14 protein-coding genes are annotated in these 23,310 nt (G+C 55.9%); 4 read left to right on the top strand and 10 right to left on the bottom strand.

Annotated features, from left to right (window positions below; genetic code table 11):
* Nucleotides 1–50 precede the first annotated feature (50 nt).
* From ACQKLP_RS21590 to ACQKLP_RS21560, 7 genes are all read right to left on the bottom strand, one after another.
* On the bottom strand, nt 51–1,412 hold the full coding sequence (locus ACQKLP_RS21590; protein WP_427325034.1) for a TlpA family protein disulfide reductase: 1,362 nt from the start codon (nt 1,410–1,412) through the stop codon (nt 51–53).
* A gap of 80 nt (nt 1,413–1,492) precedes the next feature.
* Nucleotides 1,493–3,007, bottom strand: a complete 1,515-nt coding sequence (locus ACQKLP_RS21585; RefSeq protein WP_427325032.1) for a PKD-like family lipoprotein — start codon at nt 3,005–3,007, stop codon at nt 1,493–1,495.
* Nucleotides 3,008–3,016: 9 nt separating this feature from the next.
* Nucleotides 3,017–3,781, bottom strand: coding sequence for a DUF4843 domain-containing protein (locus tag ACQKLP_RS21580; RefSeq protein WP_427325031.1), 765 nt, complete (start codon nt 3,779–3,781; stop codon nt 3,017–3,019).
* A 19-nt stretch (nt 3,782–3,800) separates the two neighbouring features.
* A complete protein-coding gene (locus ACQKLP_RS21575) occupies nt 3,801–5,294 on the bottom strand; it encodes a RagB/SusD family nutrient uptake outer membrane protein (protein WP_427325030.1) in 1,494 nt (497 codons plus the stop codon).
* Between the two features lie 21 nt (nt 5,295–5,315).
* Complete coding sequence (locus tag ACQKLP_RS21570) at nt 5,316–8,624, bottom strand: SusC/RagA family TonB-linked outer membrane protein (RefSeq protein ID WP_427325029.1); 3,309 nt, start codon at nt 8,622–8,624, stop codon at nt 5,316–5,318.
* Between the two features lie 239 nt (nt 8,625–8,863).
* Nucleotides 8,864–9,997 carry a FecR family protein gene (locus ACQKLP_RS21565; RefSeq protein ID WP_427325028.1) on the bottom strand — a complete coding sequence of 378 codons (1,134 nt, stop codon included), beginning with the start codon at nt 9,995–9,997 and terminating at the stop codon, nt 8,864–8,866.
* A 61-nt stretch (nt 9,998–10,058) separates the two neighbouring features.
* Nucleotides 10,059–10,619 (bottom strand): RNA polymerase sigma-70 factor, encoded by a 561-nt coding sequence (locus ACQKLP_RS21560; protein ID WP_427325066.1) that lies wholly within the window; start codon nt 10,617–10,619, stop codon nt 10,059–10,061.
* A gap of 210 nt (nt 10,620–10,829) precedes the next feature.
* Here ACQKLP_RS21560 and ACQKLP_RS21555 point away from each other — a divergent pair, with 210 nt between their 5' ends.
* Nucleotides 10,830–13,466 (top strand): valine--tRNA ligase, encoded by a 2,637-nt coding sequence (locus tag ACQKLP_RS21555; RefSeq protein WP_427325027.1) that lies wholly within the window; start codon nt 10,830–10,832, stop codon nt 13,464–13,466.
* Between the two features lie 52 nt (nt 13,467–13,518).
* Entirely contained in the window at nt 13,519–14,016 is a 498-nt protein-coding gene (locus ACQKLP_RS21550; protein WP_427325026.1) for a hypothetical protein, read from the top strand.
* Here ACQKLP_RS21550 and ACQKLP_RS21545 read toward each other — a convergent pair.
* Both ACQKLP_RS21545 and ACQKLP_RS21540 read right to left on the bottom strand, forming a co-directional pair.
* Entirely contained in the window at nt 14,013–15,065 is a 1,053-nt protein-coding gene (locus ACQKLP_RS21545) for an AI-2E family transporter (protein ID WP_427325025.1), read from the bottom strand. The two genes, ACQKLP_RS21550 and ACQKLP_RS21545, sit on opposite strands and share 4 nt — an antisense overlap.
* Before the next feature lie 10 nt (nt 15,066–15,075).
* Nucleotides 15,076–17,901: a hypothetical protein gene (locus ACQKLP_RS21540; protein ID WP_427325024.1), complete on the bottom strand. Its 2,826-nt coding sequence runs from the start codon at nt 17,899–17,901 to the stop codon at nt 15,076–15,078.
* Nucleotides 17,902–18,033: 132 nt separating this feature from the next.
* On the opposite strand from ACQKLP_RS21540, the gene ACQKLP_RS21535 reads away from it, so the two are divergent.
* Nucleotides 18,034–18,378: a HesB/IscA family protein gene (locus ACQKLP_RS21535; RefSeq protein WP_423737932.1), complete on the top strand. Its 345-nt coding sequence runs from the start codon at nt 18,034–18,036 to the stop codon at nt 18,376–18,378.
* A 319-nt stretch (nt 18,379–18,697) separates the two neighbouring features.
* Here the strand turns inward: ACQKLP_RS21535 and secDF are convergent, their stop codons facing one another.
* Complete coding sequence (gene secDF, locus ACQKLP_RS21530; RefSeq protein WP_427325023.1) at nt 18,698–21,844, bottom strand: protein translocase subunit SecDF; 3,147 nt, start codon at nt 21,842–21,844, stop codon at nt 18,698–18,700.
* A gap of 224 nt (nt 21,845–22,068) precedes the next feature.
* Between secDF and ACQKLP_RS21525 the strand changes: the two genes are divergently transcribed.
* On the top strand, nt 22,069–23,283 hold the full coding sequence (locus ACQKLP_RS21525; protein ID WP_427325022.1) for a serine hydrolase: 1,215 nt from the start codon (nt 22,069–22,071) through the stop codon (nt 23,281–23,283).
* Nucleotides 23,284–23,310: the final 27 nt, after the last annotated feature.

Raw genomic sequence — 23,310 nt, 5'->3', positions numbered from 1 at the left:
GCCAAAATTAGCGCCGCTGTCTGGTCTGTCATTTCAATCAAAATCTTCTATTATTTCGCTTTTGCCGTTTCCAGCAGCAGTTGCTTCAGCTCGGGCGTTGAAGGGCGCGGCGCGTCTACCGTTACGATAGCGCCCTGTTTGTCAAACACGAGGAACCTGGGGATGCCGGTGATCCTGTAATAATCGGTGAACTCTTTCCAGCCGCCGGCAAACAGTTGAATGCCGCCTAGCTCCTCCTTCTTCACGAAATCTTCCCATTTCTGCTTATCCTTTTCCACGTCCACCGAAATGCTCACGATCTGGATATCCGTATTGCCATGCAATTCCTCTTCCAGCTTTTTGAGGTGAGGGATCTCCGCCTTGCAGGGGCCACACCAGGTAGCCCAGGTGTCGATCAATACCACTTTACCTTTCAGGCTTTCCATGGTCACGGTTTTACCGTTGATGTCGGGATAGGAGAAGTTGAAGGATCTGGCGCCCTTCGCGAAAGAGGCCAATCCCATTTCCGCGCGTTTATACCGCGCTTTCAGCGAGTCGGTGACCAGCAGGTGCTGATAAGGCTTCATGGCATCGATGAGCGCAGACTGGTCGCGGTAACCACCGAGGCCGTTTACGAGGAAAAATCCCTTCAGCGTATCGTTCTCCAGTCCTTTCATCATTTCATCCTTGCCCGGTTTTACGCCTGTTCCCATAAGCCGGTACATGGAGTAGGCGTTCATCCGGCGGAGGCCGTCGCCCAGCTGGAGCACGCGGGTATCCGCATATTTGCCGGGTTGAACGATCTGGTGGTAATAGGCAGGATAATCTTCCTTTTTCGGATGTTTGGTGCGGGGCATGAATAGGAAGTTGACAGCCGCCGCGTCTACGTCATTTACTACGAGGTAGCGCATCAGCTCGTCGAACCGCTTGTTGCCGCTGCTTTTCATGGATTTGCGGAAAGCTTCGAACTTCGGGATGAAGGATTCGAAGATGGGAAAGAAATCTTCATAAGTGCCGCGGTACTGGATGCCGCTCCACGACGGGATGGCGATATCGTCGTACACGTTTTGCCAGGCCATGAGGGCCTGGTTTTCTTTGGAGCCCCCGCGCACGGCGGCTTTCGGTCCTTTAATGTCCATCTCGATGGTGGACGCGCCCTTCACGTAAATGCGATGGCTGAGGTTGTTCACGTTCGCGTTGTCGGACACGTAATAAAACCCTTCTTCCGGATCGGCCACGGCGAATGCGAAAGTTCCTGCGGCGGAGGTTTTCACGGTGGCCACCTGTGCCATGGCGCCGTCTTCCGCGCGGAAGAGGTACATGGTCTTAGGGTCTTTGGCGTCCGTAACGCCCTGGATGTAAGTAGTGGGCGGGATGGCGGCGAAGCCGTGCAGGGAAGCGGCCATCGCAGCCAGGAGGCATATTTTCTTCATGATCGTACTTTAAAAAGAGTGCAGGCTTTGCGGCCTGCACCTTCGTGGATTTTATATGACTGGTTTCTGATGCTGCTGCATTACAGGTTGTTGGCGCGCGTCCTGAAAGCGATGCCCACCGGTTCGGCGAACCCGCCATGCGCGATGGTGGGCGTCACCTGCGGCGTGGCGCCCTGGTTGTTGGTCTTGAAGAACCGCAGGGTACCGCCCGTCTCGGGTTTCGCCGGGTTGAAAGTGGCCACCAGCAGGCTGCCGCGGTAAGGCTGGTACATCGGTACTTTGTCTGTCACGTTTTCCGGGAAATACATGTACGTGATCCTTTCCCCGAAATCCTGTACCAGCTGTTCCCGGTTGGCATCTGGCAGATATGCGTAGAGCTTGCTGCCGTTGCTGTAGTAAAGGGTAGCGTGAGTAGGATCGGTGGCGATGTATTTCGCCGCCGCGAAATCGGCGCCTACGTTCATCTTCTGGAAAATCGGCTGGTTGCCGGTTGCGATGTCGAACATGGAATACCAGTAATCCCCGGCAGCGTTTTTGAACACCGCGAAGGTATTGCCGCCGTATGCGTTGCGGCTCATCCAGACGAGGTCCATCTTCACATCGCTGAAGTCGAACTTCGCGGAAGAGGATGTAACGAGCAGGCTGGCGTAGTTTTCCTTGCCGGTAGACGTAATGCCGACGCGGGCGAAGCGGCGTTTCTGGGTGTCGAACATGAGCAGGTAGTCGGAATACAATGTTTTCACGAAGCTGAAATGCTTGCTGGGCTTGAAGGGGAAGGGCTCGTCCTTCACGTGGTTCGACGGAGCGTTCAGGATAAACAGGGCAGTATTGGTATAGATGTAGATGTCGTCGTTGAGGTACATCGCGTAGCTCCATTGCAACGACCAGAACGCTTCCGGCGCGAATTTCTCCGGCAGCTTGCCGAAGCAGAGGAAGGAAAGCGCCTTGTTGGCAGACCATTTCAGGGTATTCCGCTCCAGCGAGTTGGTGCCGGTGGTGGTAGAAATGAAGAACTGGTAATCGGCGTTCTTGCTGGCGGTATGCATGCCCAGGGGCTTGCCGATAGGCCGGGGATAATCCGAATTGAAGGCGGTGAGCACATCGGCATACAGCTTTGTCGAATCGGGATTGGAGCCGTTGAACGCGAGGAGATCGAGCCGGGAGGAATCGCCCAGCGCACCCAGCACGAAGAACCCTTCATAAGCGGCGGTGGTCACGGTCAGTTTGAACTTCTTTTCGAACCCGACCTTCGTCTGCTTATCGGTCACATAAAAAACCGCTTTGTAAACGCCTACGTTGAGATTGTCTACCGGTTTGTTGAAATTGCGCGTGTTATTGATGGTCTGCACGTTCGTCGGCGTCAGCTCCACCACCCATTTGTAGGCATAGCGCGCGGTATCGGAACCATCGCCCGCGTCTTGCGTGAAATTGATCTCGGGCCGCAGTTTCAGCGTGTCGCCGAGTTTGGTGAATACTTCTTCGGGCAGCGTGATCGCGGCTTCGTTGATCGGTTTATAGTCGTAATTCCCTTTGTCTTTCATGCACGCGCTTCCCAGAACGGCGGCTGCGGCGGTAAGGAAAATATATTGCTTCATGTTGATGAATTACTGGTTAGCGATAAAGGACCCCATGGTCATTTTAGACCCGTCTTCTTCGAAAACAGGCGTTCCGGCGGCATCCATGTCTTGCAGGTAACGGTGCATGGCGTTGGCGCCCGACGTCACGAAATTGATGTTGGAAGTGGGGCCGTACGGCGGGTTGAAATCCGCTTCGAAATTGAACCCGAACAGGTCGGTCATCAGTCTTGCCTTTTTCGCGGTGAATACCCCGAAATATGCGTCCAGCCACCTTACCGGCTGAATGGCGCGGGCGGTCACGAACACGCGGAAAACATGGAACGGGATGATCCGGTTGTCTACTTTCCGGCTGGCCATATCGGTCTGGAAATACTGGTTCGGCACCAGTTTCAGGCGCATCAGGAGGTTATTCGTTTTCATATCTTCCGTACGGAACAGTTTAACGAACAGCGTATCGTTGAGCGAGTTGGCCCGGATCACGGCGGATGCGATGCTCATATGCTTGCCGAATTCCGCGGTGGAACCGGTATCCGCGATGACGTCGAACGCCCGGTCGACCGGTTGCGCCTTTCCCGCTACGCTTACCGGGATGGGCAGGACCACGGTATCGCCCTTCACGTACATGAACGTAAAGTTGATGGAATCGAACGGTGCCGGTTCCCTGCCGGTTGTTCCACGCGCGCTTTTGAAGTAAATGGTATTGCCTTCGTCGTAATGCACGAGCGGCGATTTCTCGCAAGCTGCCAGCATCGTGGCCACGGCCACCGGTAACAGGTATAATAATTTTTTCATTATGCTGATGGATTGAAGGTTATTGGTAATAGCTTTCACTTTCCGGCAGAGGCACCACGTACTGCGTGCGGGTCATCGTCTGGAGGTTGGCCGTGCCGGTCGATCCCGTGCCGCTGGCTTTGAGGATGCGCGCGGTGTTGGTGCGCTTGTAGTAGAAGAACAATTGTCCTTCCCCATACATTTCCTTCGCATACTCCTTCTGGATTTCCGTCTGGCGGTTGGTCGTCAGCGGATCTTCGGTAAGCCCCCGCGCACGGCGCACCGTGTTCAGCAGCTGGAACCCGGTAGCATCGTCGGGCGCGCATTCCGCAGCGATGTAGTAGATCTCGCTTTTGCGCAACATCGGCATCCGGAAACGGAACTGCACGTTCACGCCATCCACGTTATTGAATTTGCGAAGGGTTTTATACCCGAAAGTGGCGCCGGGCGGCACGTCCCACCAGCTGAAGTTCCGCAGCGTGGAAAACCGGTAGTCCGTCTGCACCTTACCTTCGTAGGTATTGTTGAGGCGGGTGGTATTGGGCGCCCACATCACGTCCGATTTTACATCGCCCCCGTACAGCTTTCTCGACCAATCGTACAGATTCGGCACGTTCAGCGAAAAGATCACTTCGCGGCTGAAAGTCCTGTCGATGGGATTGGCGGCCGTATCAGCGTTCATCCAGGGGAATTCGCCGTCCATTTTGCCGATGAGCTCCGTAGCCACTTCATACGCCGCTGTTTTCGCGTTGCGGTACAGCAGCGCGCGGGCCTTGAGGGCTTTGGCGGCGTACCAGTTCATGCGCAGGTTGCGCATGCGGGTATAGTCCAGCCCATCGTTGAGAATCTTGTCCTGCTTGCCGGTAGTCAGCACCGGGTCTGCGCCGAGATGCGCGATGGCGCGGTCGATATCGGTCAGCACGCTGTCCATCACTTCGGTGGCGGGCATGACGGGCTTTACGTTGGGCGTGGCGGTGGTATAATACGGAACGGAAAGCGCCGTGCTGTCTGTGAGGTAAATGGGACCGAAGACGCGCAGCATATCGAACTGGATCATGGCACGCAGCCCGTACAGTTCCCCGCGGTACAGCTTTTCTTCCGCCGCATCGAGCACGTTGGGATATTTGTCGAGATTGACGAGGAACATGTTGATGTTCAGCACCGTCCTGTAAGCCTGGGTCCAGGCGTTCAGCATCTGCTCTTTCAGTGTCGGGTTGGCGTAGTCATAGTTTGCGTAAGGCAGCGCGGGCGTGCCGTTGGAAACGCCGGCCGGGCCGCCGCCGGTATTGAGGATACTGCCGGAATACAGCTGCCCCAGCGCATCGATGGCCGTCATGGTCATGTATTCGCCGTAGAGCGATTTCGCGGCCACGTTGCTGTAGATGCCATTAAGGGAGTTGCGGATGTTGTCGGGATTGGTGAACACCTTGTCTTCCAGTACGCGGTCGTTCGGCTCCACGTCTACCCACTTTTTGCAGGAGGAGAAGAGGGCCAGTGCGCCGAGTACGTATATGCTGATGAATGTTTTTTTCATGTTGATGTAGCTTTTTCTCGTTTAGAAACTGGCGTTAACAGAGAGTGAACCGGAGCGGGTGAACGGGTATTCCGTACCTCTTTCGGCCCTGATGGTGGACCAGCGCACGAATTCGTTCATGTAAGCGTTGACGCGCAGGTTTTTCAGGCCGAGTTTGCTGATCCATTTTGCCTGGCTGAACTCGTAGCCTACGCTGATGGATTCGCCGGAAAACGTATTTTCCTTTTGCACGAAACGGGACGTCACGTACGTCTGGATCGTTGATCCGCCCAATTCGCCGAAGCTCCGGAAATCCGCGATATCGCCGGGTTTCTGCCAGCGGTCGTACAGCGCGCGGCGGTCCTGGTTCAGGTATACGCCTTCCGCATCGATGTTTTCCACTTTATCGAACAGCGCGGTATTGATGGTTTGTCCGCCGAGGCGATAACGGAAGTTCACGGAGAAGCTGAACCCTTCGTACATGAAGCCCGTTCCTACCACACCTTCCACGGCGGGCCTGGAGGAGCCTACCTTCCGGAGGTCTTTCGCGTCATAGATAATGGTCCGGTCGCCATTGAGCTTCAGGAACACTTCCTTTCCGCTGCCGGGATCGATGCCCATGGAGCGCACAGACCAGAGGTCATATTGACTGTACCCGTCCTGGTAGCGGCGGAACTGCGATTCGAGGAGGGAATCGCTGGCGAACTTGCTGTTTTCCTGCTCGAGGGAGTTCCCCAGGCCGGCGAACTTGCTGTTCTGCCAGATGCCGTTCAGCGTCACGATCCAGGATGCGCGGCGTTTTACGTCAGACCAGGGCGTGATGCGCGCGGTCACTTCCACGCCGGAGTTGCGCAGGCCGCCCATATTGATGTTATAGGTTTTGTAACCGGTGGAGGGCGGCATGGTCAGCGGCACTACCATATCGTCCGTATACTTCTTGAAATAGTTCACTGTGGCGTTGATCCGCGATTTGAAGAGCGACAGGTCGAAGCCCATGTTGGTGTTGGTGGTGATGGGCCACATCAGGTCGGGGTTGCCCACGGTGCCCAGCTCGAGCGATTGCCCCATGGCCACATTGTACAGCGCCGCGTAGGTGTACACCGAAGTGGAGCCGAGGCCGGTGTAGCTTTGGTTACTGTTGGTACCCGCGTTGATAAAGAGTTTCAGGCGGTTGATGACGGGGATCGCACGCATGAAGGGCTCGTTGTGGAGGTTCCAGCCCGCACCCAGCGACCAGAACGCATGTTCAGACTGGTTGGAGCCGAATGAAGTGGAAGCGTCGTACCGGAACGATGCGTCCGCCAGGAACCGGTTCTGCCAGGTATAGTTACCGGAAGCGATGCCGGAAGCCGAACGGAAAACGGCGTCTACATAGGCCGGCAATTTCTTCTCGGTATCGTAGCTCGTCCCTGTGCCCGGATTGCCGTTGCTGCCAAAGGGGAAGCCCCGCACGATAGTGGTGAGCCCGTTCGTTTTGGATTCCGTAGCGTCTCCGCGAAGGTTGAACGACACCTGGTGCCCGCCGCGGAGGATTTTACCGTAGTTCAGCGTGAGGTAGCTCTGCCAGGAGGTTTTGCTGGATTCCTTCGAAGTAAAACGGCCTTTCAGGTCGTTGACCATCTGCTCGAACTCCGCGTTCCTCGGGTCTTTGAAGCTTTCATCGTTGCTGTTGTCTACCGTAAAGCTCACACCGGCGATCGCCTGGAGCCCGTCGGCGATGTTATACTGGACGGCCAGGTTGTCGGTAAAGATCTGCTGCTTGCCCATGCTGTAACTGCGCAGGGTAGCGTCGTACAGCGGGTTGCGGACGTTATTGGTCGCCTTCCGCCCGTCTGAGGTCATTTCCAGGAACTTCGAAACATTGCCCTTCTCGTCATACATTTTGTAGTACGGGTTGGTATGCGCGAAATCCTTGAAATTATAGGGCGATTCGTCCGATTTCACACCGGTGAAGAATGCCTTGTTCGAGATATTGAATTTGCCTTTGCGGTAAATCAGGTCGAGGTTCACGCCGTAGGTGTTACGGCCGGAACCTTTCATCACGCCTTCGTTGCGGCGATAGTTGGCACCAATGCCGTAGCGCACAACATCGTCCCCACCGTCTGCATATACGGAATGGCGCTGGGAGAACGCGTTTTTCAGCGGCGCTTTCAGCCAGTAGGTATTAACACCCTGCGCCACGAGGCCCATGCGGCGGTTGTACATACTGTCCAGCTCGAGCTGGGTGGGGTTGCCGAGATAAGCCTTGTACCGGCCCGCGAGGCGCTCGAACTCCAGTTTCTCTGCCGCGTTCATGAGGTTGTAATCGCGCAGGTCGGGAGAATCGAAAGTAAGGTCGGAGGTATAGGAAAGGCGCATCTGGCCGGGCGTAGGCTTGCGGGTTTCGATCACCACCACGCCGTTGGCGGCTTTGGCACCGTAAATGGCGGTGGAAGCGGCGTCTTTCAACAGGGTGATGCTGGCCACGCGGTTGATGTCGAGGTCCACTACCTGTTGCAGCGTCACTTCGAAACCGTCGAGGATGAATAAAGGCTGGTTGGGATCGATGCCCAGTTGGGAGTTGAAGGAGGAGATACCGGTCTGGCCGCGTACTTCCACCTGCGGACGGGCATTCGGATTGGAGCCGAAAGCGTTGTTGGGCACCACGTTGAACGAGGGGTCCAGCGTGCGGAGGGATTTCACCACATCCTGGTTACCGACGGATTTCAATTGTTCGCCGGTGAAGGTGGCGGTAGCGCCCGTAAAGCTTTCCTTTTTACGGTTGAACAGACCGGTGGTGATCACCACTTCCTCGATCTGCTGCGACATGCGCTCCAGCTGAATATTCAGCTTCGCGCCCTTCACCGCCATTTCCTTCTGTTTGAAGCCGATCATCCGGACGATGAGGGATCCGTCTTCCGGAACGTTCTTCAGGACGTAATTCCCTTTTTCGTCGGTGTACGTGGCGTTCTGCGTGCCTTTCACGACAACAACGGCGCCTTCCACGGGCTGGCCTTTATCGTCTGTCACGCGGCCGCTCACGTCGGTGTTTTGCGGTGCCTGGGCGGTAGCTTTGCGAATGGGCGCGGCTTTCACGACGATGTACTGCCCCTGGCGCGACCAGGTAAGGGGTTGATCTTCGAAACTGGCGTTCATCGCCTGTTCCAGCGGAGCATTGCTCACGTTCAGCGTTACCGGTTTGGCGGCCTGGAGCTCCGTTTTCGTGTACACGAAGCTAATGCCGGTCTGTTGCTGCACCTTTCGGAAAATCAGTTCCAGCGGTGCGTTTTTTTCCGCCAATGTGACGTTCTGCGCCATCAGCGCAACGCTCCCCTGCAAGCATAAAAGCAGGGTGATCCAAAATCCTTTCATGTGCGTTTTGAGTTGGTTGATTAAAAAAGTTCACCCGTGCGCCGCATCACACATGCAGCGCCCCGTCTCCCGTTCCCGGGAGAAAAAATTCGTCCTTCCTGTTACATGAACCGGCTGATGCGGTTAGAAAAATGTTGTACCTGTTCCCCCCTCTGCGATGCTATTGTCCCCGAATGTCTCTAAAGTCCTTGTTCTGTCTGAATGATATATATGTCGCTAGTCCGATTTTCCCGATTCAATTATGGCTTCACCGTCACGCGCTTTCCGTTGACCATGAAATGCACGCGGTTGGTCATTTCCAGCAGCTTCAGAATGTCTTCCAGCTGCGCATCCCTGGGGATGTCCGCCACGAAGAGGTGCTGAATATCGCCCTGGTATTCCGTTTCTATATCGTACCAGCGTTCGAGCTGGCGCATAATGGTTTTAATGTCTGTGCCGCGGAAGCGGAAATAGCCGTCTTTCCACGCCGTGGCGGCTTCCAGGTCGGCATCGTGAATGGTCACGTTCCCGTCGTTTCCTGCAACGGCCTGTTGGGAAGGCCGCAGGATAACGGGGTTGCCGCCTGCGCTGAATTGCACCTTGCCGGAAACGAGGGTGGCTACGATGCGGGGGTCGGTTGTATAGGCGGATATGTTGAAAGCCGTGCCCAGCACGCGAATGGCGGCTTTGTCGTTCACGCTCACCACGAATGGCTGCGCTTCGCTGGCTTTTACTTCGAAATAGGCTTCGCCGGACACGGTCACTTTTCTTTCGTTTTCCGTAAACCGGGCGGGGTAGCGGATGGAGGATGCGGCGTTCAGCCAGACTTTCGTACCGTCCGACAAGGTGAGGCGGAATTTGCCGCCGGCCGGGGTTTTGAGGGTGTTGTAAACGGGCTCACCGCTGGCGGCGCCTTCGTCGTTATAGGTCAGCGCATCGCCTCCTGCGGCCAGCAACGCTCCGCCCTGGCTGGGGGGCAATGTACCGGCGGAATCGCCCAGTACTACCACTTGTCCGTTGGCGAGGGTAAGGGTAGCCACGTCCCTGGCGGGCTGTGGCGCGGGCAACTGCTTCACGCGGGTGGCCAGCTGGGGCTTTTCGGGCTGGAGCATCCACCAGGCCGCACCGGAAAGCAGGATAACGGCTGCCGCAGCGGCGGCGCGGCGCACCCAGAGGCGGCGAACCGGCGTGGTTTTCAGCGGTGCGATACCCGCGTTCTCAAACACCTTCGCCAGCATCTGCACGCGCATGGCTTCGTCTTCCTCCGCGTCGGGAACGGGGGCCGGTTGCTGCTGCATACTGTTGTAATAGGCGTCCAGCAGGCGCTTTTCTGCGTCTGTGGCGGTGCCGTCCAGGTAGCGGTCGATCAGTGTGGCTAAGGTTTGCTTGTTCATCGCTATGTACTTTAGTACCACTCATGCGGCGGTACCCTACGGTTGATAAAAAAAATTTTCCTCAGGGGACGATGGTGAACATGGCGTCGCGGAGGCGGGTGCGAAGCACTTTCAGGGTGGCGGTCATTTTCTTTTCCACCGTTTTCACGGAAATCTCCATTTTCACAGCGATTTCCCGGTAAGGGAGCTTTTCTTCCCGGCTCAGGAGGAAGATCCGCCGCGCATCTGCCGGCAGCGAAGCCAGGATCTCGCGCACGAGCCCGTCCAGCTCCTTGAAAAGCAACGGCTGCTCGTCGAGCAGTTCGGAAGAGGTTTCCATCAAACGGTCGTAAAAACGCTCGTCGATCTTCTGGTCGCGGATGGCTTTGAAAACCTGGAAACGGATGGCCTGCTGCAGCCAGGCGTTGGGATAAGCGATCTCCAGCTCGTGCCGGCGCACCCAGAGCTGGGTGAAAACGTCCTGCACGAGGTCGCGGCTCACATCGTCGCGGCGGAGAATGTTCAGTGCGGTAAGGTAAAGGTTACGGTAATGACGGTTGAAGAGTGCGGTAAATGCTGCCGCATCGTTGGCTTTGATGCCCAGCATCAAATCATGGTCGGTATTTTGCGCATAACTCGTCATTTTCAACAAAAACGCCACAAGTTACCTTGTTATTCGACGTATAATGCGTATTATTTTGCAGATTTCCGGTACTTTTTTCACAAAATACGCGTTCCAACACCTATCTTGAAAAGAAAATCGGCCGATCCGGGCAAATATGCCCCTGAAATTCGGAATACATCCGATATTCAATATTTTTGCATGCCTAAAACGACATAGCCTGATAATCTGATGGAACTATCGAAGAATTATATGCCTGCTTCGGCAGAAGACAAATGGTACCAATACTGGATGGACAAACAGTATTTCCGTTCCGTACCGGACGGCCGTCCTCCTTTTACGATCGTGATCCCCCCGCCGAACGTGACCGGGGTATTGCACATGGGCCATACCCTGAACGAAACCGTGCAGGACATTCTTACCCGCCACGCCCGCATGAGCGGTTTCAACGCCTGCTGGGTGCCGGGTTCCGACCACGCGTCCATCGCCACTGAAACCAAGGTGGTGAACATGCTGAAGGAAGAGAAAGGTATCGAGAAAAGCCAGCTCACCCGCCAGGAATTCCTCAAACATGCTTATGAGTGGAAGGAAAAATATGGCGGCATCATTTATCACCAGATCCGCAAACTGGGCTGTTCGGTAGACTGGGACCGGGTGACCTTCACCATGGACCAGCACTATTACGACGCGGTGATCAAGGTGTTCGTAGACCTCTACGGCAAAGGACTTATCTATCGCGGTGCGAGGATGATCAACTGGGACCCCAAGGCCAAAACCGCCCTTTCCGACGAGGAAGTGGAATATAAAGAGATCAACGGCAAGCTGTACCACGTGAAATACGCCGTGGTGAACGCCGCCGGCGAAGCTACCGGAGAATTCATCACCATCGCCACCCAGCGCCCGGAAACCATCATGGGCGATACCGCGATCTGCGTAAACCCGGACGATGCGCGTTATGCCCATCTGAAAGGCCACTTCGCCGTGGTGCCCCTGGTTAACCGCAAAGTGCCCGTGATCTTCGACGAATACGTAGACAAGGAATTCGGTACCGGCGCCCTCAAAGTGACGCCCGCTCACGATATCAACGACTACAACCTCGGCCTGAAACATAACCTCGAAGTGGTGGATACCCTCAATGACGATGGTACCCTTTCCGCCGCGGCACAGGTATTCGTAGGCGAAGACCGCTTCCGCGCCCGTAAGAAAGTGGTGGCGGCGCTCCACGAACAAGGCCTCCTCGTAAAAGAGCAGGAATACACCACCCGCCTGGGTTACAGCCAGCGCAACCCGGACACCGTCGTGGAACCGAAGATCTCCACGCAGTGGTTCGTGAAAATGTCCGAGCTCGCCAAACCCGCACTGGATGCGGTTGTGAGCGGAGAAGTGCGCATCCATCCCGGAGACCGCTTCCTCGCTACCTACAAATACTGGATGGAGAACGTGAAAGACTGGTGTATTTCCCGCCAGCTCTGGTGGGGCCAGCAAATCCCCGCCTGGTACGACGAGCAGGGCCAGTTCGTAGTAGCCGAAACGCTCGAAGCGGCGCTCGGAAAATACGAAGCCACCTACGGCAGTCGCCCCGCAACGCTGCGCCAGGACGAAGATTGCCTCGATACCTGGTTCTCTTCCTGGCTCTGGCCCATGGAAGTGTTCAACGGCATCAGCGATCCCGGGAACGACGACATCAACTACTATTACCCCACTTCCGTACTGGTGACGGGGCAGGATATCATTTTCTTCTGGGTGGCCCGCATGATCATGGCCGGCCTGGAATACAAGCAGGAGAAACCCTTCTCCGACGTGTATTTCACGGGCATGGTGCGCGATAAGCTCGGGCGCAAAATGTCCAAATCACTGGGCAACTCCCCCGATCTGCTCGATCTCATCGAACGCTTCGGGGCGGATGCCGTACGTTTCGGCATCATGATCGCTTCGCCGGCGGGGAACGACCTGCTGTTCGACGATTCCAGCTGCGAGCAGGGCCGCTTCTTCAACAACAAGATGTGGAACGCGCTGAAGCTCGTAAAAATGTGGACGCCGTCGGAAAACACCGGCGCGCCCGTTCCCGAATTCGCCGTGGAATGGATGGAAAGCCGGCTCAACGAAGCGCATGCCGAAGTGGAGAAGCTCATCAAGGACTTCCGCCTGAGCGAGGCGCTGAAAGTATTGTACAGCCTCATCTGGGACGATTTCTGCTCCTGGTACCTCGAGTGGATCAAGCCCGGATTCGAACAGCCGATCGATAAAGGCGTGTACGACAAAACCATCACGTACTTCGAGCAGCTCCTGCAGCTCCTCCACCCCTTCATGCCGTTCGTGACCGAAGAAATCTACCACCTGCTGCGCGACCGCTCCGCGGGCGACGACGTGGTGATCAAACAGTTCCAGGCCCCCGGCAGCGTGAACGCCGACCTGCTGAAAGAAGGCACCCTGGCGCAGGAGGTGATCACCACCATCCGTGACGCGCGCAACAAACAACAGCTGAAACCGAAGGATACGATCAAACTGTTCGTGGAAACGCAGGACAGAAAAGCTTTCCAGCGGATCGAAAGCATCCTCGCCAAACAGCTCAACGCAGATGAATTCGGTTACACTGCCGAAGCCATCGCCGGCGCTGCGGCCATCGTGGTGGGGACCGACAAGTTCTACATGGTAACGGAAAAAGAAGTGGACCCTGTAGCGCAGAAAGCCCAACTGCTCAAAGACCTCGCCTACCAGCAAGGTTTCCTCGCGGGTGTGGAGAAGAAACTGCAGAACGAAAAATTCGTGGCCAACGCCAAACCGGAAGCCGTGGAATCCGAGCGCAAAAAGCTCGCCGATTGCCAGGCCCGCATCCAGGCCATCGAAGAAAGTCTCAAACTGTTATAATATTCAGGATCGTCCGGCGTTTACATAGCCGGACGATCCTTTTTTTTGCCCTATGACGAAGCAATTGCTGCTCACGCTTGCACTGTTCACCGGAATCTCGGCCACCGCGGCCGCGCAATCCAAACCGAAGCCGCCGGCCAAACCGGCGAAGCCCGCTGCTGCCACCACTTCGGCTGCCGATAAAAAACTGCGTTTCCGGACCACCTGGGGCATCTATCTCTGCGATTCCATTCCCCGCCCGGAAGTCCTGAAAATATTGGATTCCGCGCTTGTGGTGCGCGATCAGAAAAACAATAAATTCCCCGTCGTTTCTTTTGATTTTCTTTATGAAGCGAAAGAAGCGTATCTCAACGATACCACCAGCCAGGTCGCGTTTTACACGGAAACCACCGGCGATTCCTTTACGGGCGACCGCCTCTCCGACCTCTGGAGCAACCGCCTGAAGGAAACCGTCCAGAAAGGCGAATCCCTCATCTTCTCCAACATCGTTATCAAATACACGGAAGACAAATTCTACCGCGTACCGGAGCTCCGCATCACCGTCCGCTAGTCTTCGTTCCCCATGATCATGCCCCAGGGGCGCATGTTCGGGATTTTGTCGAACACCACTTTCAGCAATGCCATCGCCGGAATGGAAATGAACATTCCCGCGATCCCCCAGATCATACTGCCGATAAACACGCCCAACAGCGTCACCATGGCGTTGATAGACACCTTCGACCCCACGATCCTCGGCAGCAGCACGTTCGCATCCAGCAAATGGATCCCGAACATGAGGGCCGCGGCCCAGAACGCCTGTCCAGCCGTGCCCGTCGTCAATGTCACCAACACCGTCACCAAAATCGTCAACACCATCCCCACGTATGGTATGATGTTGAAAATAGCGCCCAATGTGCCCAGCAGCACGGCATATTTCACACCGAGGCACAGCAGCGCCACGATGTACAGCGTAGCTACCACGAGCATTTCGATGAACAATCCTACCACATAGCTTTTCACCACCACGCGGCTGTGCGCGATCACTTCCCGCACTTCGCCGGCGAATTCCGCACGGAACAGGCGCAGCAAAAACTGCACGAGCAGCCGGCGGTAATACAGGAGGAAAAAAGTATACAGGGGAATGAAAACGAGGAAGATGAGGACGGAAGAAACCGACGTCACGGCGTTCACCACCAGCTGTGACAGCGAAGCGATGCTCTTGGCGGCGTTTTCGTTGATCCAGGCGATCTGCTGGTCGGAATCCACCTTGAATTTATCGTCGACCCAGATGGTCAGATCGTTGGCCATCACCATGAGCCGTTTTTCAAGCATGGGCAGGTCGGAAACGAAGGTGGAAGTTTGCCAGGAAATGAAGTACAGCATCCCCGCCATGAAAAACACGAAAATGAGGACGGACAGTCCGGCAGCCGCTCCCCTGGGCAGTTTCAGCTTCTCCAGCCCCTGCGCCAGCGGCAGCAGCAATATCGCGAAGAGGAAACCGAAAGCCACCGGCGCCAGGATGTCTTTCGTCGTCCGCAGGATCACGACGATAAGGACGAGGCTGAGCAAAACATGGCTCAGTTTCATGTAGAAAGGCGGCTTGACGAAAGGTTGACGCATGTACGTTTTTTTAGTATGAAAAGAGTTGCTGCAAGGGAACGATCAACTCGAAACGCCCTTTCCGCGAAGGATCGCCGGGATTGTCGTTGAACAGGTGACTGTAGCGCATCCCGAACGTGAAAGGCAGCACATTCCCGATTTTGGTATCGAAGAAAAGTTCCCCGCCGGCCGATGCATAAGTAACGTGGCGGCGGTTCCGAAAGTTGAATGCAGTCATGAAGTCGTGGAAAACGTTGGCCCTGACCCGCGAAAAATACAGCAGGTTGGCGAATCCCCAATCCGGGTACACCAGCGGGAAATGATAGTTCGACCCCACTTTGAAAACATGTTGGAAAAACGGCTTGCTATATCCCCGCGCATAGCTGAAAGGGTCGCTGAACGCGTACCGCAGGCTCGTGTCCTTCTGCAGATATGACAGTTGCACCACGATGTTGTGCGAATTCCGGAAACCGGGGAAATACAGGTCGGCCCGCCCGAAAAACTGTTCGGCCGGAATGTTGTTCACCGATTTGCTGTACCGCATGGCGACCGACTGCCCGAAATGCGAGTAGATCTGCTGCAGGGCCTTCATCCGCTGGTTCGAGAAGCTGAAGCCGAGATCGAGGTACTGGAGGTTGTTGTCGCGGAACTGGTACTTGCTGTTGCCGGCCCGGGTGCGTCTTACCTGGTGGAAATCCGCGCTGAGCGTGAGGCCGCGGTAGAATTTCCCGGAGCTGAGGCGCAGGGGCAGGCTCATGCCGCCGTACCAGTCCAGCTCGTTCCACCGCACCTGGATGGTATCGTTGATGTTGACGTACCGGTCTGATTTGTAATCGCCGCCGGCGCGAAGAACGGGGAACCATCCGGCCCAGGCTACCTGCCCGCCTACCGACGGACTGCTCTCATTGCGGTTATATCCGGCGCCGATGCGGGTTTGGAGCGTCCCGAGCACGTTTTCCCCCAGGAGGTACCATCCATAGTCCGGATCGTCGATCACCGGAAGCCAGCTGTGAAAATTGAATAAACGGTGCCCTTTGGCGTATTTCCGGACGTTTCTCCCTTCATCCCTTACCTCGGCCAGCAGATTGCCGCCCTCCCCGAAATCGGGCTGTAACCATGGTTTTTGGAGATCGGCCGCGGGGTCGATGGGTTCCCCGGCATTGAGGGGCATGGAGAGGAGCTTGAAGCCGCTGGCGGTGAATTCGCTGAAAACGAACTTCCCGTCTGCCACGGCCAGATGATGCACACCGTTGGCGCGGTGCGAATGGCGGCGGACGGTGCCTCCGCCCAGGGGTACGCTGTAAATATCGTCGACGTCGGCAAAGGCGGCCGTAAAATAGACCGTATCGCCCTGGACCACCGGTATGCCGATGGCTTTCATGGAAAAGGGAACGAGCGTTTCCGTGTTCCCGCCGGCTACGGGCTGTTTAACGATGGCCATACGGCCGGTGCTGTCGCGCACGGCGGTAACGATCCACTGATCGTCGTCCGTGAATTTCGGGTAGGTGTAATACCAGTTTTCGGGGTTGGGCAGGCGTTGCATGACCTGGCCCGTTCCGGCATCGAGGATTTCGAGGCTGTAACGCTGTTCCGGGGTAAGCGCGGCTACCACTACGGATTTCAGGTTATGTGAAAGGTCTGGCGAAAAGCAGCGGCGCTCATGTTTCAGGACATGCCGGTTATGGAGGGAACCAGGCTTGTAAATCACCACTACCGAACGCTCGTCGGCCCCCCAGCGGGCGCTGTAGCGGCTTTCGGTCCAGAGCAGGTGCCCGCTCCGGTAGCTGAAAAAATTATCGAAACCCGCCCCGGGAGCCGTCATCCGGAACGCGCGGGGCCGGTCGCCCCCATAAATATTGTAAAATGCGGGAATGGTTTGATAGGAATTGTGGAGCACCACGAGCCCGCCTTTCCCGTCTGGATAAACGTACCTGAAATTCTCCACCCCGTTGTTTTTGGTGAGATGGGTGACGTTCGGGTTGAGCGTATCCGCGGGCTCGGCCTGCGGACTGTCCCAGTTTTGGCGGTAATGATCGTAAGAAGCGCGGAAGAAAGCGGCGGCGTTCTTGCCGGTGCGGCGTTTGAGGCTTTGGGAGAAAGGATAAAATACCCCGCGGAAGCGGACCGCATCGTCCGTTACGTCTTTCCAGAAATCGCGCCCATGCTGCAAACGGCCGTAGCTGGTCATGAGGTAGCCCGTTTCATAATGATCGGGCATGTACCGGCGGTAGGAACCATTCCTGACCTGCATGTAGGTGTAATCCTTTCCGGCGAGCGACAGCGCCCGGAACCCGTCGAAAAACGCCGGGAGCCGGCCCCTGCCCTGCTCGCTCATCGCCGTTTCGGCCACTACGGCATCGCCTTCCCAGAACCAGTTCGGTACGGCGATATTGGTGATGGCGGCCTGACCAAGTTCCCCGAAAACATAATATCCTGCCTTGCTGATGCCTTTGCGGAAATTGTTGTTCTGGACGACGTGGCGGTATTCGTGCAACGCCAGCTGATCGGCCCAGTTGAGCGAACCGAGGTCGGAGGAGTTGGGCGGCGGCGTGAGGTAAAACACGGAGCGGAAGGGCCCCAGCTGCACGAAACCATTGCTCTGCATCGTTTCATGCTGCAATACGATACTGACCTTCCGCACCGCAGGCCCCAGCGTTCCGGTGTGCGACCGGGCGATATGGTGGATGACGTCGGCCACCCGCTTCCCCTGGGTTTCCAGGCCGGCGGGGAAAATCACGCGGACCGTATCCGAATCTACCTGCCGCCATTTCAGGGACGGCCGGTTGCCACCGAACTGCTGTGCGCCCGCCGAGTGGGCAAGGGATATGGCCAGGGCCAGGCATAGAAAGTAACGCATATGTAAAAGCGGGTTGAGCACCGCGCAACAAATTACATACAAATTTCAGATAATAGCGTTGCGGGGATGACTTCAACGTGACAACGCTTTTTACCCATTTTTCCGTATTTTTGTATTCAAATTTTTCGATAAATGGACACAATCACACAAGCACCTATAAAATTGACCGGCGGGGCCGTAAAAGAATTGAAAAGGCTCATGGCCGAAGACGGATTCGATTCCGCGCAGTACCTGCGCGTGGGCGTGAAGGGCGGCGGATGTTCCGGCCTTTCGTACATCCTCGGTTTCGATGCCAAAATGGATGGCGACGATACGTATGAGATCGAAGGTATCCCGGTGGTAATGAAGAAAGCCCACGGGCTGTACCTGCTCGGCATCGAGATCGATTTCGCGCATGGCCTCGAAGCGCGCGGGTTCACTTTCAACAACCCGAACGCTTCCTCCAGCTGCGGCTGCGGCACTTCCTTCGCCGTATAACGAGGTGCAGAACTTTTTAACAGGTGATCAATGAAGCATGGCTTTGTTGGTCACCTTTTTTTATGCGCCCCTCTCCCGGGGAAATCAACATCCATCTTAAACAGCAAGCTGTAAACGATTATCAGTATTTTCTGACGATTTGTGTAGACCTATAGCACCATCCACTATAGATACAGTACTGCTACAGTAAGGATATAGTAGGGATACCGTACTGTAACCGTACTAAGTGGGCTCCAACAAGGCCCGCTACCATCTTAAAAAGAAAAAGGGTGACCAGGTTCCTGGTCACCCTTTTCGAGTATGTTGGATATTATCCGGCTTATTTACCGCGCACTAACGGGGGCGCTTTTTCAATCACAACGGACTCACGCTCCTGGGAGAGGGTGTTCTTCTTGTCGAAGTCTACCAGGATGGGGGCCGCTACGAAGATGGAAGAGTAGGTACCGGTCAGTACGCCGATGAGCATCGCGAATGCGAAACCACGGGTCACCTCGCCACCGAAGATGAAGAGGATGAGGATGGTGAGGAATACCGTCACGGAAGTCATGATGGTACGGCTCAGGGTTTCGTTGATCGCGCGGTTGATAACGACCTTGGTTTCCAGCCCCTTCGTGTTACGGAAGGTTTCACGGATACGGTCGAACACGATCACGGTATCGTTCATCGAGAAGCCGATCACCGTCAGGATGGCCGCGATGAAGTGCTGGTCGATCTCCAGTGCGAAGGGCACGAAGCCACGGCAGAAGGAGAACACGGCCAGGGTCACGAGTACGTCGTGCAGCAGCGAGAAAATGGTACCGATAGAGTATTGCCATTTGCTGAAGCGCAGCAGGATGTACAGGAAGATCACGATGATGGAAAGCACGGTCGCTTTCACCGCACCCTGACGAAGGTCGTCGGAGATGGTCGGTGCCACGGTCTGCGAGCCCACGAGGTATTTAGACTCGAAGGTAGCCTGGTCGGGCTTGCTGTCGTAGAACGCCTGCAGGCCCTGGTGCAGTTTCACCAGCGCGTCTTTCGCCGCTTCGTCGGAATTCTCCTCGATGCGGTAAGGCGTCGTGATGTTCAGCTGGTTGTTTTCACCGATGGTTTTCACAAAAGTCTCGGACTCGTATACTTTATTCAGCGCTTCGTGAACCGCGGTACGCTCGATCGGTTTATCGAAACGAACGGTATAGCTGCGGCCGCCGCTGAAGTCCACACCATGGTCGAAACCATTGATGAAGGAACCTACTCCCAGGATCATGACGATCGCGGAGATCACATAAGCGATCTTGCGTTTGCCAACGAAATCGAAGCTGGCGTGCTTGAAGATCCTGCGGCTGAGGGGGGTGAAGTATTCGAAGTGGCGTTTGCGCTTCATCCAGAAGTCCGTCACCATGCGGGATACGAGGATACCGCAGAACAGGGACAGGATCAGACCGATGATCTGGGTGGTGGCGAAGCCAAGCACGGGGCCCAGACCGAAGTAGAACAGGATGATAGCGGTGAGCAGCGAGGTCACGTGACCGTCGAGCACCGGTGCGTAGGAACGTTTGTAACCGTCCTCAACCGCCTGTGCATAGGTTTTGCCCTTGCTCAGCTCATCCTTGATACGTTCGAATATAATTACGTTGGTGTCTACCGCCATACCGATCGTCAGTACCAGACCTGCGATACCCGGCATGGTCAGCGTTGCACCGAGCGACGCGAGGATACCAAAGGTGAACAGGAGGTTGAGGACCAGGGCGATGTTGGCCACCCATCCGCCGGTGTTGTAATACACGAGCATGAGGATGAAGATCACCGCGAAGGAGATGATGAAGGATTTGGCACCTGCCGCGATGGATTCCTGACCGAGGGTCGGGCCTACCACCTGCTCCTGCACGATTTTGGCGGGGGCGGGCATACGGCCGGAAACCAGGATATTGGCAAGGTCCTGCGCTTCTTCCAGCGTGAAGCTGCCGCTGATGGAGGAGATACCGTTGGGGATCTCGGTGCGGATGGAAGGAGCGGTGTATACTACGTTATCGAGCACTACGGCCACGTAGTTGAAAGTTCTCGGATCGTCGGGGTTGGCGGGCTTCAGCGAGCGGGTCAGGTTGCGCCAGTCGCGGGTACCTACTGCATCCATGGTCATGGATACTTCGGGCGCGTGGTTGTCCTGTCCGAAATCGGCTTTGGCGGCAATCACCCTTTCACCCGTGATTTTCGCTTTCGGGTTGGAGGGGTTCACGCGAACGCCGTACACCTGCAGCGGCTGGCTGCGGTCTTCTTTGTTTGCGGGACCGTAGAGGAAAACGAGGTCTTTCGGCAAAGCGGCTTTCACGGCCGGCATTTCCAGGTATTTGCGGAAAATGGCGGTATCGGAAGCGGAGATGAAGCCGAGGGTAGAGCTGGGGATGATACCTTCCGTCTGCGTGGCATTGGGGCGGAACACCGCGAAGAGCGGGTTTTCCTTCATGGCCTGTTGCTGCAGGAGGGCGGCGGAGTCGTTACCGGCTTTGGCAACGTCTTTAGACAGCATGCTGCTCAGGGAAGCAGTGTCGCCGGCGGCGGGTTTCGCTGCGGCCACGGCTGTGGAGTCGGTCGCTTTGGTGGTATCAACAACAGGTGCATTGCCCTGGGCTTTGCGGATGGCCTCGTTCATGGGGGTCAGCACGGTCATGTAGAACTCGTCGCTGTTTTTGTAGGTTTCCCGGAACTCGAGGTTGGCGCTGGCCTGGAGGTATTGACGTACGCGGTCTGCATCGTCCACACCCGCCAGTTCCACGGAAATGATGCCGCGGTTCTCGTCGAGGTTGATGGTGGGAGACGCTACGCCGAATTTGTCGATACGGTTTTGCAGTACCTTATACGTATTCTTGATGGCTGCTTTGGCTTCCGTGCGGATTACGTTCAGCACTTCGTCGTTGCTGGAGTTGAACGTAACGTTTTTCAGCTGGGCGTTGGCGAACACGGCCGACAGTTTGCCGTTCGGGTTCTTTTCCTTGTACGCTTCGCCGAACAGGGTCACGAAATCGGACTGGCTGTTCTTCTTGCGCTCGCGGGCTGTGGCGATGGCTGCGTTGAGGGCAGGATCGTTGGGGTTGCCGGCCAGGGCGCGGACAACGTCTTCCACGCTCACTTCCAGTACCACGTTCATACCTCCTTGCAGGTCGAGGCCCAGGTTGAGCTGCTTTTCTTTAGCCTTGATGTAGCTGGTGTTCCAGGGGAATCCCGCAATCTGCTTGCCACTGGCGCTATCCAGCTTTTGGTCCACACGATCTTTGATCAGGTCGTTCAGCGTATCCCCGTAAAGTGCCTGAAGCTCTTTGTTACCGGGATATTTCGTTTCGGCGGAGGGATTTTGGCGGGCAACGTCAGCTGCGGCCTCAGCCTTCATCTTCTTCTCAAAGTTCCGCACCACGAACGTGAAGGACAACTGATACAAAGAAATAAGGATCAGGGCGGCAGTAAAAAATCTAACCAGTCCTTTTAGTTGCATTTTCTTTTCGGATTATTAATACTAATTTTTAAAGAGTTGCAAAGATAGAATTTAAATTGATATATTAAAGCCCCGTCCAAAACAGCCATAAAATCACTATCTGGTTGGTTTTGAGCGGGATTTCGCATTTAAATTTAAACGCTATGCAGCAACGGATTTTGTTGGCGTCTGCAATATTGGTTTTTTTTGCGAACTGCCAAACTTACCGGGGAAGAAATTTCCATATGAGACATTCCAGCCCAGACAAATACCTGGATTCCCTGCTGGCGGCCAACTCGGCCCGCCTGGGGCCTGCTTTCGCCGATCCGGCCGCTTTCCGGGTGGAGATTTTCTATACGCGGATCGACCGGGACGCCCGGAACCGCCCCCATCTCACGGAGCACCACTGGCCCCAGGCCCCCTCCTCCTACTTCTATCCCGCCTCCACCGTAAAGCTTCCCGCCGCCCTCCTCACCCTCGAAACCCTCCACCGGCTGGGCATCCCCCGGGATGCGGACATGCTCACCGATTCCCTCCCCGGTATCTCGGGCGCCACCCTGACAGACTCCTCCTCGCCCACCGGGAAGCCATCCGCAGAACATTATATCAAAAAAATATTCCTCGTCAGCGATAACGACGCTTTCAACCGGCTTTACGAATTCCTCGGCCAGGAAGCCCTCAACGCCGGCCTCCACCAAAAAGGATACCCCGATTCCCGCATCATCCACCGCCTCAGCATGCCCCTCACGCCCGAAGCCAACCGCCAGACCAACGGCGCCCGCTTCCTCCGGAACGGGAAATTGCTGTACGCCCAACCGCCGCGGAATTACGAAGGCCCCGTTCCGGGGACCCCGCCCCGCGGGCCCGAACAGGCCGGGAATGCGCATTACGCGGGCGACAGCCTCATAGCGGCGCCGTTCGACTTCTCCCGGAAGAACCGCCTGCGCCTGGGAGACCTCCACCACATCCTTCAAAGCATAATTTTTCCGGAAACTGTAACATCCCGTGAGCGATTTCGTTTAACGGAGGACGACTACCGGTTTTTATACCGGTATATGTCGCGCCTCCCGACGGAAAGCGAAGGGAACGATCCGAAATTCGACACGGGGGAGTTTCACCGTAATTATACCAAATACCTCATGGGCGGGGCCGACAGCAGCATACGGCTGCCGCCGGGGTTGCGGATATTCAATAAATCAGGCTGGGCATATGGCTTTCTGACAGATGTCGCGTATTTTGCGGACTTTGCCAACAACATAGAATTCCTGCTGTCTGCCAGGGTGTATGCGAATACGGACGGCATTATCGGAGACGATACTTACGATTACGAAACCATCGGCAAACCGTTCCTCCGCGAACTGGGCGCCATTATTTATGAAACGGAACTGAATCGGGAAAGAAAATACGATCCGGACCTGCAACGTTATCAAGAGGGAAAAACAAGACTTCATATACCGTAACAAATCAATGATCATAAAAACCAAAGA

Origin of the sequence: Chitinophaga sp. NPDC101104, assembly GCF_050277495.1 — a bacterium.
GTDB lineage: Bacteria > Bacteroidota > Bacteroidia > Chitinophagales > Chitinophagaceae > Chitinophaga.
This window is presented reverse-complemented; position numbering and strand designations above follow the sequence as displayed.